We start from the raw sequence: 19,548 nt of genomic DNA, 5'->3' as shown, positions 1-19,548 counted from the left end.
ACAAGTATCACTCCTGTTTCTCTATTGTTTAAAGGTTCTCAGAACCGAGGATAACCGAATGAATAAACTCGTCGTGTTAGGTAGCGTGAACGCTGACCATGTTCTTCAAGTGCCTTCATTTCCTCGCCCCGGCGAGACGCTGCATGGTCATAATTACCAGGTGATTCCGGGTGGTAAAGGCGCCAATCAGGCGGTGGCGGCAGCGCGTCTGAAAGCCGACATCGGTTTCATTGCCTGTGTCGGAGATGATGCGTTTGGCATTAACATTCGTGAAAGCTTTAAGTGCGATGGCATGAACACGGAAGGGGTGAAAATGCAGCCGAACTGCCCAACCGGTATCGCCATGATTCAGGTTGCTGACAGCGGTGAAAACAGCATCTGTATTTCTGCCGAAGCGAACGCTCGTCTGACGGCTGAGATGATTGAGCCGGATCTGGAGCGAATCCGTCAGGCCAGCTATCTGCTCATGCAACTGGAAACACCTTTGGACGGCATTGAGAGAGCCGCTCAAGAAGCCAAATCGCACAAGACCAATGTGATCCTGAACCCGGCTCCGGCGCGTGAATTGCCAGATGACTTACTCAACTGCATTGATGTGATCACACCGAATGAAACAGAGGCTGAAGTCCTGACCGGCATAACCGTGACAGACAATGCATCTGCGCAACAAGCTGCGAATGTACTACACCACAAAGGGATTGAAATCGTATTGATCACGTTGGGCGCGAAAGGGGTCTGGTTGAGTCAGAATGGGCGTGGTGAACTGATCTCTGGCTTTGCGGTAGAGCCTGTGGATACGACCGCCGCTGGCGATACGTTTAATGGGGCATTAGTCACTGGTTTATTGGAAGATATGCCTTTAGAATCAGCCATTAAGTTTGCTCATGCTGCGGCTGCCATTTCTGTCACCCGTTTCGGAGCCCAGACTTCGATACCCAATCGTCAGGAAGTCGAAGTGTTTTTGGCAGCCCATCAGTCATAAATAGGAGAATAACATGGCAACGATGAAAGACATCGCAAGACTCGCAGGGGTTTCCACTTCCACCGTCAGCCATGTTATCAACAAGACCCGATACGTCAGCGAAGCGATCTCTGAACGGGTCAATCAAGCCGCCAAAGAGCTGAACTACGCTCCTTCTGCTTTGGCCCGCAGCCTGAAAATCAACCGGACTCAAACCATCGGTATGCTGGTGACCACGTCAACTAATCCATTTTTTGGTGAAGTTGTGAAAGGGGTTGAGCGCAGCTGTTACCAAAAAGGTTACAACCTGATTTTGTGTAACACCGAAGGCGACAACGAGCGGATGAAAACGTCGATCGATACCTTGTTGCAAAAACGTGTCGATGGCTTGTTGCTCATGTGTTCGACGTTGGAAGGGGAGCGTATTGATGTCTTCGAACGTTATCCGGATATTCCGGTGGTGGTTATGGACTGGGGGCCAATGCTGTTTGCCAGTGACAAAATCCAGGACAACTCCTTGCGCGGTGGATACATGGCCGCCAAACACTTAATTGAAAGTGGTCACCGGGACATTGGTTGTATTACCGGGCCGTTGATCAAGCATCAGGCGCAGATGCGTTACGAAGGCTACAAACGGGCCATGAATGAAGCCGGTTTGGAATTCAAAGCGAACTGGATAGTCGAGTCGGACTTCGAATGCGAAGGGGGTTATGAGGCTTTCAACAAAATGCTGGCAAAAGGGCCATTGCCCAGTGCGATTTTCGTGTGTAATGACATGATGGCAATGGGGGTGATCAACGCCGCCAGTCAACACGGCATCCGTATTCCTGAGGATCTATCTCTGATCGGCTATGATGATATCCATATCGCGAAATTCATGACGCCACCACTGACCACTATCCACCAGCCCAAATACCGCCTTGGTCAGGCGGCGGTCGATACCCTGCTGAATAAACTGGACAAAGTGACGAATGAACCACAAGTTGTGCAACTTGAACCGACCTTAGTGGTGCGTGACAGCGTCAAAGCCCTGCGCTAAAGCTGTTCGAGGCTCCTTTTCAGTTCTTCTGCGATCAATGTAAGGTCTGCACTTGGCTGGGCTAACGTCACCGCACAAATATCCGCACGTATCTGCTCCTTTAAAGCAACAAAACGCACGTTGCTCCAGCTAAGCCCCTGGTAACTGGCGGGCACCACTGACAGCAACTCGCTGGTGGCCACCACAGCGACCACGGTATTGGGCTCAATCACCTGTTGAACGACATCGGGTGTAAAACCGAGTTGCTCGCAATGACGAATGATGAGATCCGTCGACGCGGAGTTGTGCTGACTGAGCATGACAAAGCTTTCCTGTGTCAACTCCTTGAGAGAGAGTTGCGTTTTGCCGCTCAGCGGATGATGCGCGGGCAACGCCACAACCATATTCTCTTCGAGCAGCGTGACACATTGAAGGTGCGGTGAGCGCTGGGCATCGGCGTATCGCACCAGCCCCATGTCGATGCGATGATCACGCAATGCAGTCAGTTGTTGGCTGGGGGCGGATTCCAGCAGGTTGATACGGATGTGCGGATGTTGCCGACTCAACTGACCGAGCGCTTCACCGAACCCAGCCCAAAAGATCGAACTCATTAATCCCAGGTGAATGGATTGTATATCCTGACGCGCGACTTGCTGCACTTTATTCAGCGAGCGATCAAGTTGGTCAAACAGAGAAACACATTCATTGCGCAGTTGCGCGCCCGCAGGTGTTAACCGAACATTGCGAGAATCTCGCTCAAACAGATCGCTCCCTAGCAGCGTCTCAAGCTCTTTGATTTGTGTGCTGAGCGGTGACTTGGTGATGTTCAATTGCTCGGCGGCCCGGCTGAAGTGTCCGGTTTCGGCGACCTTTAGAAAATAACGCAGCATTTTCATACTGATACGATTAGATAGCGACGACATGATACGCACTTTACTGAATTAACTGTTTTGAATATTAGAACAAATGTACTGAATTTAGAAATATAAACAGTACGGTTGGTGCGCTAGAGTGGGGAGGTGTGAAACAATATTGGGTAACTCAGAATGTCGTACGATCCTGTTGATAAAGCGCTTGAAACTATTTATGCCAGAAAGCCGGGCTTCCAGCCTCGTGTCGGATGTATTCTTGGCTCCGGACTGGGCGTGATTGCCGATGCGCTTGAAGAAAAAGTGGTGATCCCATACGAAGAGCTGGCGGGCTTTCCGGTCAGTACCGTTGAAGGCCATTCGGGCGAACTGGTGCTGGGCAAAATGAATGGTGTCGATGTGGCGTGCATGAAAGGACGAGGCCACTACTACGAACATCAGTCGATGAAAGTGATGACCACGCCGGTACGCACCTTCAAACGTTTGGGGTGTGAATTTATGCTGGTCACCAACGCTGCTGGATCGCTGCGTCCGGAGCGAATTGACGTTGGCTCTCTTGTGGTGTTCCATGACCACATCAACACCATGCCAGAGTCTCCGATGACCGGGCCAAATGATGACGCGTATGGCCCGCGTTTTTTCAGTCTGGCCAATGCATATGATCGTACGCTACGCGAAGAGGTGCTACAGGTGGCTGAGCAACAAAGGATACATCTGAACCAGGGGGTGTTTGTCTCCTACACTGGCCCTAACTTCGAGACGGCGGCCGAGATTCGTATGATGCAGATCATCGGTGGTGATGTGGTTGGTATGTCGGTGGTGCCGGAAGTTATCTCGGCGGCACATTGTGGCTTACCGGTACTGGCTGTGTGCGCCATTACCAACATGGCGGAAGGGCTTGGTGATGTGCCATTGTCTCATGAGCAGACCCTGCGTTGTGCCAGGCTGGCAGAAAAAGACTTTATCGCTTTGATCCAAGCGTTTATGACTCAGCATTTTTCGTCCTGAATGCCCTGATTGGCAATGGAAAGAGCGCCCGCTGTTGCGCTCTTTTTTATGCTTACTGGTCAACCGGGACGGGGGGCGGATTGGTCATCCACTCTTCGCGAGTCAGATAGTTTTTTCCCCCCGATTTTATTAGCGGGCTGTTGTTGTCGACGATAGATAAATCATCCGGTGTGACGGTGCCCATGTAATACCATTGAGGTGTTTTGGTCAGATAGCGGAAACGACTGTCTGCAACGCCTGGTAAATAGTTGGCGTTGGCAAACGATCCGTTGGCGACGGTGGTGGTTCTCGTCGGGTAATAATCGGCGCCCACGCTAATCAATACTTTGGCGTTATCAATGGTGCGGACGGCCTCTGGCCCATCAGGTATCAGCCAGGCTTTCATACGCACAAATGCGCCAATGACGTTACTGCCATCGATACCGATGATATCGGTTCCGCCATGAATGGGATAATGGTTGCTGCTCAGCGTGTATTCTTTTGCGCCAGTGTCTGATGCTTTGTAGGGAATATCGCGGATGTAATCCACCATGTTGGATGAGAAGTAGGCTGCCCATATCACTGGTGTCATCTCCGGTGTGATATGTTCCCATTTTGCCGTCGCCGGGTTCATTGAAGCGTCCTCTGAGCGCAATAACCAGATATCCGAGTCGCCGACCGCCACCCGTACATTGTGAACCTGGTTATCTTGTGCTTCAAAAACAGTAAACCACTGGGTCATGGCATTCCAAGGTTCAGCGGTGGTCATCGACTTGTCGATAATAGCGTCTGACCAATAAGCCGGCGCTGCGTCTCCGCGCGGAATGCCTTGTACAATCGCGGCTCCTTTTGACCAACCGGTATGACTCGGGGCGTTATACAATGGTGCATCATTAGGTAAAGCCATCGCGGCGTAAGTGTCACAGGCGACGATATGGTTGGCGTAAGACATAAAAGATAGCGAGCTGAGCAACCCTAACCATAGCGCCTGATGTTGTTTTTTTATCATGATTTCAATCTTGTGAAATATTGAAGTTGAATGTTCGATGCACGTGGGAAGGTGAGCCTTCGCTTGCGCATTACGGATTTAGTGACTTTACGTACAAAACTGCGCACGGGCGACGTAAAGCCTATGTCACTTGTAAGGCCTTTGTTCGTGCGGCTTGTCAGGATTTTCCAAATATTAACAACTGCCACAATAAACATAGCAGTACCACAGGGCAGTCGCGCAGTCTCTAATGTTAATTGGGGTGGGGATGAAAAAGAGGCAGAAAAAAGCCTTAATGTCGATTAAGGCTTTGATGTGGAGCGTTGAACGGTGGATTATTGGTTCAGGAAATGGACGGCTTTGTCCGGGAAGTCCGTGAACAGACCATCCACTTTTACCTGGTTGTAGAAAATATCCAGCATGCCGTCAAAGCTGTCAGTGTAAGCAGGAATGCGGCCTTTATCGGCGCGGAACGTGTAAGGATGGACGGCCAGTCCGGCGTCTTTTGCTTCTTTCATCAATGGCAGGATGATCAGGTTGTCTTTGGTCGATTTGTCGTCAACCAGCATCGGTTTCCACGGGCCGATTCCATCGGCATAAGTCGCGACTTGCTTCATTCCACCGGGCTGATACATCCAGTCGTAATTGTAAGGGGTGGCCTTATCACCTTTGTACTCCATGGTTTCGTTCCAGTCGGTGTACGCCATTAACTGCACCAACTTCAGGTCCATCTTCATTTCCGGCATTAACTGATCATGGATACGTTTCAGCTCAATAGGATCAAAACATTGCAGGTAGACTTTATCGTCTTCACTGTCATAGCCATACTGTTTAAGTACTTTGAGAACCGCGCTAGAGATGTCTTTGCCCTCGTGACGGTGGAACCAAGGGGCTTTGATTTCCGGGTAGATACCGATATCGTAACCTAGGGTTTTGTTCAGACCTTGAATCAACTCAATTTCTTCAGCCAGTGTCGGTACGGTAAAGTCAGATTTCCACATTGGAAAGCGATCCGGGAAACCAGCCACTTTGTTGCCTTTATCATCCAGATTGAACCCTTCCGTAACGCGCAGCGTTTTAATTTCAGCCAGCGTGAAGTCGATGGCGTAGTAACGGCCGTCTTCGCGTGCACGGTCAGGGAAACGTTCAGCAACGTCGGTGACGCGATCAAGATAATGATCGTGAAGGACGACCAGTTGATCGTCTTTCGTCATTACGACGTCTTGCTCGATATAATCAGGCTTCATACCGTAAGCGAGGGCTTTGGCTTCAAGCGTGTGCTCTGGCAAATAGCCAGACGCCCCCCGGTGTGCGATCACCAGAGGTTTGGCAAAAGCGTTGGCAGAGAGTCCTAGCGCGATCAATGCTGCGCAAGCTGACGTTAATTTCATCACGATTTCCTTTGTTGTAAGAAGGCAGCCCGCAGGCTGCCATCTAAAAATGAAGTTTTTATTACAAAGTTATACAACTGCTTCTTTATTAAGCTCTTTTTGCTTGTGAATGGTTCGTTCACCGATAAATGCGTACGTCAGGCACACGATGGAGGTGATGCACGAGCCGACCAGGATCAGGAAGCCGCCATCCCAACCAAAGTGGTCAACGGTGTAACCCAAAACTGCATTCGCTGCGACCGCACCGCCCAGATAACCAAACAGGCCGGTTAAACCCGCCGCGGTACCAGCGGCTTTCTTCGGTGCCAGTTCGAGAGCATACAGGCCAATCAGCATGACCGGGCCGTAGATGAGGAAGCCGATAGCCACCAGCGCTGCCATGTCAACACCTGGATTGCCTGCCGGGTTGAACCAGTAAACCAGAACCGCCAGCGTCACCAATACCATGAACAGAATGCCGGCAGGAGCACGACGACCTTTGAACAGTTTGTCCGAGATCCAGCCGCACAGCAGAGTGCCCGGAATGCCGGCCCACTCGTACAAGAAGTATGCCCAGGATGATTTATCCACGCTGAAGTCTTTGGCTTCTTTCAGGTAAACCGGAGCCCAGTCCAGTACACCGTAACGAATCAGATACACAAATGCGTTGGCGATCGCGATAGACCATAACAGCTTGTTAGAAAAGACATATTTAAAGAAGATTTCTTTCGCTGTCATTTCATTCTCGTGTGACTTGTCATAGTCATCCGGGTAGTCGTTTTTGTACTCTTCGATCGGTGGCAGACCGCAGGACTGAGGCGTGTCACGCATGGTCATCCAGATAAATACAGCGACTAAGGCAGCAAAAAAGGCGGGAACATAAAAAGCGGTACGCCAGTCGTCATTAAATGTCCACAGGCCAAGCAGGAACATAGGACCAATCAAGCCACCACCGACGTTGTGCGCAACGTTCCATACAGAAACGATTTCACCGCGCTCTTTGCGCGACCACCAGTGCACCATAGTCCGTCCACAGGCGGGCCATCCCATTCCCTGGAACCATCCGTTTAAAAACAGCAGGATGAACATTGCTGTGATGCTGCCAGTGGCCCATGGCATGAAACCAAAACAGAACATCACCAGAGCGGACATTAACAATCCGGCGCTCAGGAAGTAACGCGGGTTTGAGCGGTCTGATACGCTTCCCATCAGGAATTTAGATAAGCCGTAAGCGATCGAAACCGCCGCAAGTGCGACACCGAGATCACCACGGCTGAAGCCCTGTTCAATCAGATATGGCATGGCCAAACTGAAGTTTTTTCTCACCAGATAATAGCCGGCATAACCGACAAAAATACCGATGAACAATTGCCAACGGAGGCGGGTATAAGTGCTGTCGATCTTGTCGCCAGGGAGGCGATCGATATGCCCTTTTGGTTTGAATATTCCAAACATAGGAACCTCATAGTGTGTTTTTGCGATGGTTTTCTTAAGGTGCGAACGAGCAAGTTTAAGTTTCGTTCGAAAAGAGGGTGATTGTATGAATTGAGAAATTTATTACTGTGATAAATGTTGCATAAGTATTAAAAATTATAAAAATACAGCTAATTAGGTTTAATTTTTTCAACATTGCTCCAACTTTCTCAAAAAACAGTAACGATTGTAAATGAACGAATTATGTTCGTTTTGGAATATGCTAGACGGTTAAATTCCATTTCGCTCAATAATTAAACTTTGAAGTGACTCGAAGCGACAGACGCAACTTTATGTTTGTTGCCGATTGATTGGAAAGGAGATAGCAGATCAGAGACACCAACCCGATTTTTGAACATTTCCTTGCTAATTTGTTAGAGCCATTCTTGGCATGTGCATGCTCAGAGCCCTTGCGGTAATGAGCCGGACTTACACAAGGATAAAATGATGAAAAAAATAACGTCACTGATGTTGGCGGCATCTGGCTTAGGGCTGATGATGCCTGTTGCGGCCAATGCTCATGGTTGGGTAGAGTTTCCAAGTGCAAGACAGAATACGTGTTATCTCGACGGCGGTTTTTGGGATAACAACATCCCTAACCAGGCTTGTCAGGCTGCTTACGATGAATCAGGAGCCTATCCATTTGTGCAGCGCAATGAGGTTGCGGCCAATGTTGCGAATTACAACGATATGGCTCACGTGAAAGCGACCGTTCGTGATGGCAGCCTCTGCTCTGCGGCCGACAGCGCCAAATCGGGTTTAGATATACCATCACCGTATTGGCAAAAGACGGCCATCACCCTTGATGCCAACAATCAAATCGAATTGGTGTTCAATGCAACAGCACCACACAATCCTTCATTCTGGGAGTTCTATCTGACCAAACCCGGATATGACCACAATGCGCCACTCACTTGGGATGATCTTGAGCTGGTGGATACGGCCGGGAATACTCAGGTTGGGGAGGATAAGCGTTATCGCTTCAAGGTTACTTTACCTGCTGGCCGCAATGGTGATGCCATTTTGTATACGCGCTGGCAACGCGAAGACCCGGCAGGCGAAGGCTTTTATAACTGTAGTGACATTACCTTCAGTGGTGATGGCAGCACGGGACCAACGGATCCAACGGATCCAACCGATCCAACAGACCCGGCAGATAACCTGACGGCATTGGGCTATTTTGTTTCTCAAGGTTTCGGCCCGGTTGAACCTGGAGATACCGTTCGTCTGCGTACGTTTGACGCAAGTGGTAGCGAAAACACGGACGTTAGCTTGCCAATCACTGCCAATAACACAGCGACCTGGTCTGCAGAGTTAGCAGCGCAATTCAATGAGAGTAAACAAGGCGAGTGGTTTATTGGCATTTGGCACGAAGAAATGAACCATTACATGTATGACACCGCTAACATTTATGCCAATCAAGTATTTGCGCCGGATGATTCCTACAGCTATCAAGTCTCACTCATCAAAGACGACACAACGCCGCCACCTCAGCCAGAAAATGCCTGGAGCGTGAGTGCAACGTATGTGGCGGGCGATGTGGTGTCGCATGCTGGCAGAGAGTGGACAGCGCAGTGGTGGACCCAGGGAGATGAACCCGGAACTACGGGAGAGTGGGGAGTTTGGCGCTAGACGTATTGGAATCGATAGATAGAAAAGAGGCTCAAAGAGCCTCTTTTTTAATGAGAGTTACTTTTTATGAGATCGACTACTGAGCCAGTGGTTTTGCGGGACGCTCATTGTTTTTGGGAGAGTTCATCGCTAAGCCGAGTTGCTGCTGCTCTGCCACTCGTGCCATAAACAGCTGAATCTCAAGTCGCATTTCTTTTTTTTCTGCCCGGCTCAGTAGAATGTCCGATTTAGGAGATTTCAACTGATAGCGGTAACGTTCAAAATCAATCGCCTTCCCATTACTCAGCAGCTCAAAATGCAGGTGGGGGCCTGTTGTTCTGCCAGTATTGCCAGTCAATCCGATCGGTTGACCTTTTTTGATGATCTGGCCTTTATGTACATAGCGTTTTGATAAATGCAGATAGCGAGTGGCGTAGCCGTTGCTGTGACGTACGGTAATATAGTTACCAGCGAACCGGTCGTAACGCGAAACGATGACTTCACCAGAACCAATGCTCATCACAGGTGTACCAACGGGAGTCATGTAGTCTGTGCCGTGATGAGGAGTAACTCTGCGTGTGATCGGGTGCAAGCGATCTAAGTCAAAGCCTGAACTGATAGGAAAATGGACTGTGGTTGGTTGTAACAGAAATGCTTCTTCCTCAAGTGCGACGCCGTCTTGATTATAGAAGTGTCCATTTTTATAACGCATAGCAAAAAACTGCTTGCCCTGATCTTTATAATAAAAAGCTCGGACCTTTGACGATTTAATATCATCAAACTCAACAGAAAATTCAGCGCCGTCTTCTGGAATGGTGACAAAGTTAAAATGTGAATTTAATGTACTGACTAAGGTACTGATTTCATAGGAGCTCATTCCTGCATCCAGTGCGGAAATAAAAAAAGAGCCCTGAATATGCGCATTATATATTCTAAAACTGGACGTGACAGGGTGCTCTACGGAGATTGGCGGCTCTTCCAGAGGGGGAAGTCTCCAGGCTGCCGATGTGTCTGGTGCGGTACGCATGGACACGGAGTAAGTAAGGATCGTAATGAATAGTAGGGCAAAGCCAAGGTAGCAGGCTTTCGGAGAAGGCCTGAACTCACTTAACTCTGATAGCGTATTTTTGAGGTACTCAGTGTTCACCATCATAGATTTAGCCGATTCTGACGAATTAATTATTAGCGTTAACGCTTTATTTTTTGACTCGGAATTATGCACGTCTGAGTCGTGGATTACAATCTGTAAGAAAAAAATATAAATTTTTTGCCTATAGTGACGCATTAAAAGTTTTGTTTTTTAATTCTACTTTCGAAATATGAGTATTAATAACAATTATAGGTTAGTTAATTAATCCAAATGATTGGTCAATATACCTAATTGGTTAGTCAATATGACACGTTGAGAAAATTCCTATAAAAAATATAATCCGGTAAATTTTTATACAACGTCGATATCATGATTAGCATCAATAATAATAAAGCTAGGTTGTCTTTAGTCTGTTTAGCCATGACGCTCGCTTCCTGTGGCGGCGGTGGTGGCGGTGGCAGTAAGAAAGACTCTACGCCACCGGATCGCGCAACCGGAACCATCTCAGGCAAGGTATACGATGCGCCAGTATCTGGTGCCACAGTATCTGTTTGGGAATACAAAGACGGAAAATTAGGACGTAAACTGGGTGAATCCAAGTCGGATCAGTCCGGTTACTATTCTGTTCCGGTCAAATCCTCTAGCATGCCGGTCTATGTGAAGGCCAGCGGCGGCGCTTACCGCGATCCGATTACAGAAGAAGTGATATCGGCCAGTAATGGCAAAACAATGACGATGTCGAGTGTGGCCAACTTCTCAGAAGGAACATCTCAGTCGATCATGCTGACGCCGTTGTCAAATATGGCGACCGGTCTGGCAGAGTACAAAATCGAACGTGGAGAGAGTGCGACCAATGCGGTCACAAGCTCGGTAAATACCATCAGCGATATGTACGGTTTTGATGTTAACGAAACCACCCCGATTGACATTACCAAGGGCGGTCAAAGCAGCAATGCCACCGATGGCCATAAATACGGCGCGTTATTAACGGCTTACTCGTCTTACGCCAAAGATCTGATAGACCGTTACCCTACCGAAGAAAGTAAAACCCTTTATACATCAATGCATCTATCGGACATCCAATATCGAGATATCCGCTCGGATGGAGTGCTGGATGGTAAAGAAGCAGACGCTAACGGCGTTGAATTGGGTATGAGCTTTGGTCAGGTTGACGTAAACAGCGAGTTGTATACGAACGTACTGTCCCAACACGTGATGATTGTCGTGAACGATCCTGCTTTAAACGTGTCGGGCACCAAGCCGAGCGAATACCGCGATTTCAGTGAGCAGCTCAATAAACTAGGCACGCCAAACGGCAACGGCGGCGCGTTGCCACCACGAGATGAAGTCGCTATCGATCAAGATGCACCAACGGTGACGCGCAACAGTGACAGCGTGCTTGCCGGTGATGCCAAAATCATCATCGATCTAAAAGATGATGTCGGTGTCAAGGACCTAACGGTCAAACTGCAATTGGAAACCGCGAGTGGTTGGTCCGAGGAAATGCAGTGTACTGACGGTTATATGGAGCAGTACTGCAAGCTGGACCTGACTGACTTTACCAGCGGCATCCGTGCTACTCAAGCCAGTGTGGAAGTGGACACATTTACCATCGATCGCGATTATCCAACGCCAGATGAGGGAGAGCCTTTTATCCTTGGGGCGCGTTTGGTCGTGTATGCTGAAGACGTGCTCGGCAATTATCATGAGTCGAACAGCGGCGTATTGTTGCCTTTCTTCTGGGACAACGTAAAACCTGTGATTGAAGTTGAGTCATCACCGACCATAAACAGCACGAATGACAGCTACAACCTTCAAGGTTGGGCGATGGACAGCACCAGTGAAATTGCAAGTCTGACCATTAGCCTAGGTGAGGACGACTTCCGTGACATCACCTGTCGTGAACCTGCGGGCGAAAAATGTGCCTTCAACGAACCATATCCAGCAACTGGCTTTGGTGCGGCGACCACGTTCACCATCACTGCAACGGATGCTCAGGGGAATGAAACTCGAAAAGAGTGGGTTGTCACCAAAGACAATTCACCGCCAACACAGTCAGTAACATATCCGAACATTGACGACGCGCAGATGGCGTTTATTTCAATTGCGCCTGACGGTAGCCGGGGCTTAACAGAGCTTAAAGACTACACGTCGAATACGTTTACTGAAAGTAACATCTCTACCACGCAAGACCATCTGAAAGTCGACTTTGTATACGCTCGCTCAGGGCTGAAAGCCGTCCACCAGGATATTGATTTTGCTGATTTCAATGCCAGTGCCTTGACCACACTGAAAAATAACCACATTCCTTACATCAAGGTAAAAGTACAGGATGACAATTTTGATGTGGAAGGCGGCGCGCAGGGAACCTCTGCAGAAGATTTGAAAGTAACGGTGCGTTATTACGTAAAATCACCGACGGATAATGACTACAATATTGCTGGTCAAGTAAGCAGTCACGATGCGTTTTCGAAACCGACCGGTGCCATTCCTCACGAAGAGATCATCAAAAACGGGGAAGAGCCACTCTCTTACCTCAATTATTACGTTCCCTTCGTACAGGAGCTTCTTGAAGATAATTACGCGTCCGTACCGGAGCGCAGCGAACAGAAGATTACCATTACCACTGAAGATCGCTCTGGTAACCTAAGTGATGTCAGTACCATTTACTTCAGATCGACCTTTGACTTGCCTACGTTCAATGTGGTGACACCATTTGCTAATGCGCTGGTGGAACTTCGTGGATTAAATTCTAAAGGTAACTTTGACAGTAACCCGGTGGCAAGCTGCACTACACGGCTTGTTGAGGGGACGACGGATGTGGCGACCTGCCAACTACGCTCCGACCTTGGTGCTTATCAGTTCTTGCAACTCAAGCTCAGTAATCCAGGTGCGGGGAAAGCGTATTATTACCAATGGAGCAACAAAACACGCAGAGATGTCGATCTCAGTAACGCACATTTAGGCGCGTACTTTGATGCTCTAAACCCGCCTTCAACCATATATCTGACAGAATTATCGGCATACCATACCGGATTGTTTGACTACATCTGGAGCCAGCAGAGTGAGCATACGTACGCTGATGCTAAAGCGTATTTGCAGCAAGTTGTGAATGCCCTGGCGTCTAAAAGTAACGCTTCTTTCTTCGGTTTTGACCCAGTTCTGACCGGTTATGCGACCAATGAAGACCTAAAAGAGATTTTGTTGAACGATGAGTTCTTCCACCGCTTCATTGTGGAAGGCCTGCTCGATCTGACTGGCGGAAGCTCCCGTATTTCTTCAGTTGAGTATGCCGCGGCGTTTTATGACGATCTGGCCGCGGATGGCAAAGCGGACGGTGTGAACGGCCAAGGCCAGCAGATTTTTGTTAACGGAGATAAAGTTACGTCAGAGACGTATCGTCAAGTGCTGGCGATGGCGGTTAATAATGTTATGACGTCTTTTGGTATTTCAGTAAGGGATGCGCTGGAGTGGGCAGACGTCATTGCTAAAGCCTATCCAAGTATTACCGTAAACAACGCGTCACAGAATATCTTTACGCAGTCTGGAGGAAGTATTGATGGTGAAGCACCAAGTCCGACAGTCACAGCGTCAGCAGTAGCGGGTACAGGCTCAGTATACAAAGCGGATAATGAGACTTACGTTGCCGGCTTAGTGAAGTTTAACGTGCAAATTGAAGACGCGTCTAAAATTAAGAACTCTCCGATTCCGATATTCAGTGCGCTTTGGCGTCCACTGAATGGCTCAGATACAAAGGCATTCGAGAAACAACTCAAAACAGGAACGGATTACCAGAGATCTGAAAGCTTTGACTTGAATACCAAAGACGAGGATAGCTATCCGGGTATTGATCAACTCACTGTTGCGGTAGAGGCGGAAGACGTGGAGGGTAACAACCATAATCCACCGCATTATACCGTGTTTGTCGTTGATAATGATTACCCTAGCGTCGAGTACAAACTCCCTGCAGGCGTTAGCAATGCCGATACTTATCTGAATATCCAAGGCCAGATCCCACTGCGCTTTGCCGTAACCGATCGTGTCGGTGATATTCCGGATGAACGTAAAGTTTTGTTTGTTTCGAAAGACGATCCAAGCAAAACGAAGGTGTTTACAAAAGACGAATTGAAGAATGTTGGCAAAGATACGACGTTAGAGCTGTGCCTATCGTGTGAGGGTGAAAGCAAGCACACGCTCGATAACGGTAACTGGAAAGTGTACTTTGTCGCCGAGGACAAACTGCAGAACAAACGGGATCAAAATACGTACGGTGTTGAAACCTTTACGGTCAACATTGACTCCACCAGCCCCGTTGCCCGTAGTGAGGGTACCGCAGAGATTCCAAAAGTACTGGGTGGTAATGACGAATGGCCTCCACGCAGCCTGATTCTACTGGCAGACGATGGTCAGAGCCCACTTTCTGAGATCAGTGTGAAATATAAAGCGCCGTTGAGTGAGGTTGTGGATCTTGTGCAATGTGCGGACGATCTATCGACTGAAACTGCGCCCGCTTGTTTGATTGCTGAACAACCAGACGTTAAGGTGCGTTTGATTGCAAGAAACATCAATGCATCGGTAGATGGCGTGCACCAGTTCTTCGTTGTTGCGAAAAATGCGGCGGTGCCTGCAGGTACAAGCTCACAAGGCGTTTTGACCTTTACTCCTGATATTGTTGGTCCGGCGATGATGTTAGACACGCCTTGGGCTAGAGACACTATTTCAACTCAAGGGAATGTTCTAGGTAAGAGCTTTGATGTCCATTTTACATCCATCACGGATGCGTCTGGTGTTGAAGCGGTGTCTCTTTATCAAAAGCACACCGATGGCAGTGAGGATACGCTGGTAAAAGAGCAGGTGCTATCGACTCAACCAGTCGGTTCTTACAAGCTGAACGTTGCCGAATCTGAAGCCAACAATATTGACCTTAAAGGCAGCGAGTCCGACAAGGTTTACCTGTATGTTAAAGCTAAGGATAAAAAAGGTTTTGAATCTGAGTTGCCATCACGTCAGGTGCGGATTGACCGCAATGGCCCAACGCTCAGCCTTAACGTAGCGGACATCAGTAAAAACTATTTTTATACTAAAAATGGCTATGAATTTACGCTTAACGCAGTGGATTACGATGGCTCTAACTTGGATAACCAGAGTAACGACGGTGTAAACAAAGACACGATCCGTTACTGGATTTACCCAGTGGATCAGACAAAACCAGACATCGATGGTACAACCCCGTCGGGGGATGAAAAGCGCCTGATTAACGTGTTGGCTGAAAGCGATGTCACACTGCATGTTGAAGCGAGTAACACACGTGGATTTAGCAACTCACAAAGTTTTAATATTCGGGTTGATAATAACGTGCCAGATATTAAAGAACTGCAGGCTAGCTACAAGGCCGACTCTTCTCTGATATCGGATGGCGGCTTTGTTAACCAAACGGGTGACATTGTCTTTACGTTGCGCGCCGAAGACATTAGCGGAACGAAAACGCCGGAAGCCTTCTACAAATTCAATGGTGGTGCAAGCATCCCTCTGGCGATGCAAAAAGGCGAAGATAATCAGTGGTCAGTAACACTTGGTATAGATAAAACGTCACAAGACGGCCTGTACACTTTTGAATTCAGTGTTGAAGACAACGTGGTGTACCCAGGAAATATGCAAAGCAACCCGAACACCGCTAAGCGCACTTACACATTGAATGTTCAACGTGAAGGGGTCGCGTTAACGAAAGTGACCAGCCCAGCTAACTTTGCCACGTATATTTCTGGTAAGTCTCTGAATGTTGAGTTTGAGCATAGTGGTGAGGCGCAGGTCGAGAAACTGGAATGTTGGATCCGTGACAGTTGGAACGGCTCTGGTAATCAGGTACCTGATAACCAGGATCCTCCGTATCAACTGGTTTTACCAAGCGATAAGTCTTACTCCTGTCAGCTGGAGGGTATAGCTGGTCAGTCAATGAAAAATCCGGTTTTGATCACCAGAACGTTTACCCAAAATAAAGCCGAAAAAGTGAGTCTGTTCAGTTTCGCAGGCTTGGATACATCAGTACCGACTGTGGTGAAAGATGAAGCTGATTCGAACTGGGTAAACGGAGAATACTTCCTCAATGCAAGTAGCGTGTTTACAATCGATGGTAAGCAGAAATTTGTGACCAAACTGAAGTTTAGTGATGATTTCTCTGGTGTCTACAGTGAAGAGGCCGTCGGTTCTTCGGCAGGTAAGCCAACGCTGAGTAAAGTGAGTGCTCAGGACATTCTGCTGAGTAAAGATAAATGCGAACCATTATCGGATGGTGGTCTTGCTTGTGAATTTTCAGGAGAAGTGAATTCATTGCTACCGGGTACCAATCCAACAGGTAAGTTTGAGTTTGCGGTTAAAGCGCTTGAAGACAAAGCCGGCAACAAAGCTGATCCACAATCAATCACAATTGTACGACCTCGAGGTCAGATTGAAGCGAGTATTGAAGATCCACTTGCAGGTTCGTCTATAGCTGCGACAGTAGGAACGATTCTTAAAGTAAAATTCAAGTACAAAGCTTACGAAGGTTCTAATGTATCTGACTACACCGTCAGTGTTGATGGGCAAAGCTATGTATTCAGTGAAGACACGTCTTCAAGATTCGGGCAAGCCAGCGATTGTGGAAGTGGTTACTTTTGCAACACTTTTAACTACAAGTTGTCATCAAGTGATATCGAAAAGCCTAAACTAAATATAGTCGTCGAAGTAACGGATGTGTGGGGGCTAACTAGCACACCACAAGAAGTGTCCGTTGAGTTAGATGGCAAGGCTCCGGTACTTGAGGTTGTGCAGTTCGAACCGGCGGTTGCAAGTAGCGGTCAATCAATTGAGTTGACAGCGCAATTTTCTGAGGTAGTTGCAAGTGTCGAAGGTAGTTTGGGTGCAGAAGGCGGTATTCCTAACGTAGTACAGTGGACGCGAGACAGCGTCAATATGATGCTTTGGCATGGTGTGGTAACCACACCAGTTGTTGGCGATAATGTTACCGATTTGACTCTGAAGATAGACAATTACAGTGATCTTGCTGGTAATAAAGGTGAAGCTAACAATAGCTTTAGGTTGCCGTTGCTTCCCACTCTGGCGGTAAATACGATCAATGATGTCAATTCGACTAACGTGAGTAGCGTTGTCATCTCGGGAACCAGCACTCGCTTTAGTGATGGTGATAAACTTGCGTTGCACTTCTACTCTCAGGATAGTGACATTACGCATCAGGTCGGTGGTTCGCTCGAAGCTATGGTAAGTAACCATGCCTGGCAGACAACCGTCGATCTATCTACAGTTGCGGATGGAGAATTAAGCGTTAAGGCGGAAGGTACCAATGCCAAAGGAGTGAAAGTGCAGTCGGAACCAGTACTATTCAATTTGTCTGCAACGCCACCAAATATTGTTTCGAATGACATTTCGCTTGATCAGATACCCGTCGTCAATGGGCAAGAGAATACCGTGACACTGACGTTCTCGAAGCCTGTTAAGGACGTCAGCGCCAAGCTCGGAGAGGTGAATATCAGCTTTAGTTCCGGGGAAGAGTATTTGAAAACTTGGGTGGGGAGTGTCACTCCCCAGCTCAAGGCCGGGGAGGTCAGTCAACGTGTTGTTGTCCAGACGGGTTATTCCGATTTGGCTGGCAACACGGGGGCTTCACAGGAAGCCCTTTTTAATGTCCAACCAGAACTTTTTGTGAACACGATCACGGCCGATGATGTGATCTTAGTCGATGAAGCGCAGGCCTTGGTGCTGACCGGCAGCGCACTGGGGTTTGAGCAAGGCGATACCCTGTCCATCACCTTGTCAGGTGCTAACAGCGAGACCACAACGATTGAAGCTACATTTAGCAGCGACAGCGAATGGTCATCATCACCAGTCGACATTGCTGACTGGGGCGAAGGTAATGTCTCTGTGACAGTCTCAGGAAGCAATCAAAATGGAACGTCAGCAAATGCGTCACGTGAAGCAACGATGTCTGGCACTCAGCCAGCTCTGAGCAATGTAACCTTTAACCCTACCCATCAGGTTTCGGGTGAATCGGTCAATGTTTCGCTGACGTTCAATAAGAAAGTCAGCGGAGTGAAAGCGACTCTGGGTAGTGCAGACGTTCAATTGACAGCAAACCCAGAAGGGACGGTTTGGAATGGTAATGTGGTTGTTCCAAGTGTGGATGCTACCGATGCTGTGGCATTGACAGTGACGGATTATCAGGACGAATACGGCAATATCGGCTCAGCCAACAGTGACTACTCGCTGGCGTATTCACCACAGATGGCGGTGACTGTGATGCCTGATCAGGTCAATGAGTCTGACGCTAAATCAGTCGTCATCAGTGGTACGTTTACGCATGTGGCATCTTCCACGATGACACTGCAGCTAAAAGGCGCGACGCAGCAAACGGCCGCTCAACCGCTGAACTACGACGCCAATGCAGGAACTTGGGCAAGCTCAGCATACGACATTTCTGGGTTTACCGATGGCCCGATCACTTTGATCTTCGGTGGCAACGTGACAGCGGCAAACAGTATTACGGTCAACGCCAGTGAGTTGGCGCCTGCGGATAAGACATTGACGCTGAACCAGCAAAAGCCGGGCGTTAGCAACATCAGTGTTGATACATTACGCGATGGTTCCGCTGCTGTGGTGAATGTGACTTTCAGCGAGTCGGTGACCGAAGGGGCGGTGACGATTGCGGGTGTGAACACAACCTTAACGGGCTCTGGCAGCACATGGACGGCAACCACCACATCTGAGATAGCGCTTTCAGCTACGCAGGAAACGGTGAATGTCGAAGTGAGTGGTTTCAAAAACGACGCAGAAAATACTCTGGATACACATTCACAAACCGTGAATACACCAGTGACCTGGGCTTTGACGCCAAATCAGGATACGCCATACAGCCAGGAAGAGGCGAAGAGCGTGGTGATCAGCGGCCAAACAACGGGTCTGGCTGCCGGTACCTCGATCACTGTGGTCGCAAAACAGGCGGGCAGTACGCTTCAATCGGAAACCGCTCAGGTTCTCAGCGATGGTCAGTGGTCGGTATCGTTTGATTTGAGTGCCAGTGATGGCGAAGTCAGTGTTCAGGCATCAGCAACACGTAATACGCAGACTTTTGAATCAGAAACCCCAACTCTGCAATTGGATACTCAGGCGCCTTCGGTCGATGGCATTCCCC

At 48.5% G+C, this 19,548-nt stretch carries 10 protein-coding genes; 5 read left to right on the top strand and 5 right to left on the bottom strand.

Translation table 11 applies throughout. The features are described 5' to 3' along the window. Positions 1 to 58: 58 nt before the first annotated feature. Both rbsK and VPR01S_RS15570 read left to right on the top strand, forming a co-directional pair. A complete protein-coding gene (gene rbsK, locus VPR01S_RS15575) occupies positions 59 to 982 on the top strand; it encodes a ribokinase (protein ID WP_021706318.1) in 924 nt (307 codons plus the stop codon). Between the two features lie 13 nt (positions 983 to 995). Further along, positions 996 to 2,000 carry a substrate-binding domain-containing protein gene (locus VPR01S_RS15570; protein ID WP_021706317.1) on the top strand — a complete coding sequence of 335 codons (1,005 nt, stop codon included), beginning with the start codon at positions 996 to 998 and terminating at the stop codon, positions 1,998 to 2,000. On the opposite strand, the gene VPR01S_RS15565 is transcribed toward VPR01S_RS15570, so the two are convergent. Continuing rightward, positions 1,997 to 2,902 carry a LysR substrate-binding domain-containing protein gene (locus tag VPR01S_RS15565; protein WP_021706316.1) on the bottom strand — a complete coding sequence of 302 codons (906 nt, stop codon included), beginning with the start codon at positions 2,900 to 2,902 and terminating at the stop codon, positions 1,997 to 1,999. The genes VPR01S_RS15570 and VPR01S_RS15565 overlap by 4 nt on opposite strands. 123 nt (positions 2,903 to 3,025) lie before the next feature. On the opposite strand from VPR01S_RS15565, the gene xapA reads away from it, so the two are divergent. Beyond that, on the top strand, positions 3,026 to 3,856 hold the full coding sequence (xapA, locus tag VPR01S_RS15560) for a xanthosine phosphorylase (RefSeq protein WP_021706315.1): 831 nt from the start codon (positions 3,026 to 3,028) through the stop codon (positions 3,854 to 3,856). 52 nt (positions 3,857 to 3,908) lie between these two features. Here xapA and VPR01S_RS15555 read toward each other — a convergent pair whose 3' ends face one another. The 3 genes from VPR01S_RS15555 to glpT form a co-directional block, all read right to left on the bottom strand. Continuing rightward, entirely contained in the window at positions 3,909 to 4,844 is a 936-nt protein-coding gene (locus VPR01S_RS15555) for a hypothetical protein (protein ID WP_021706314.1), read from the bottom strand. A 314-nt stretch (positions 4,845 to 5,158) separates the two neighbouring features. Next, positions 5,159 to 6,214, bottom strand: coding sequence for a glycerophosphodiester phosphodiesterase (gene glpQ / locus VPR01S_RS15545; protein WP_021706312.1), 1,056 nt, complete (start codon positions 6,212 to 6,214; stop codon positions 5,159 to 5,161). 69 nt (positions 6,215 to 6,283) lie between these two features. Then, positions 6,284 to 7,648: a glycerol-3-phosphate transporter gene (gene glpT / locus VPR01S_RS15540; RefSeq protein WP_021706311.1), complete on the bottom strand. Its 1,365-nt coding sequence runs from the start codon at positions 7,646 to 7,648 to the stop codon at positions 6,284 to 6,286. Positions 7,649 to 8,134: 486 nt separating this feature from the next. Here glpT and VPR01S_RS15535 point away from each other — a divergent pair, with 486 nt between their 5' ends. Next, positions 8,135 to 9,298: a lytic polysaccharide monooxygenase gene (locus VPR01S_RS15535; RefSeq protein ID WP_156008740.1), complete on the top strand. Its 1,164-nt coding sequence runs from the start codon at positions 8,135 to 8,137 to the stop codon at positions 9,296 to 9,298. Between the two features lie 76 nt (positions 9,299 to 9,374). Here the strand turns inward: VPR01S_RS15535 and VPR01S_RS15530 are convergent, their stop codons facing one another. Next, positions 9,375 to 10,430 carry a peptidoglycan DD-metalloendopeptidase family protein gene (locus VPR01S_RS15530; RefSeq protein WP_021706309.1) on the bottom strand — a complete coding sequence of 352 codons (1,056 nt, stop codon included), beginning with the start codon at positions 10,428 to 10,430 and terminating at the stop codon, positions 9,375 to 9,377. 357 nt (positions 10,431 to 10,787) lie between these two features. Between VPR01S_RS15530 and VPR01S_RS15525 the strand changes: the two genes are divergently transcribed. Continuing rightward, positions 10,788 to 19,548, top strand: an 8,761-nt coding sequence (locus tag VPR01S_RS15525; RefSeq protein WP_021706308.1) for a tandem large repeat, incomplete at its 3' end; no start/stop codon positions are given.

This window comes from Vibrio proteolyticus NBRC 13287 (assembly GCF_000467125.1).
GTDB classification, from domain to species: domain Bacteria; phylum Pseudomonadota; class Gammaproteobacteria; order Enterobacterales; family Vibrionaceae; genus Vibrio; species Vibrio proteolyticus.
Note: the sequence above shows the minus strand (reverse complement) of the source record. Positions and strands in the feature narration are given on the sequence as shown.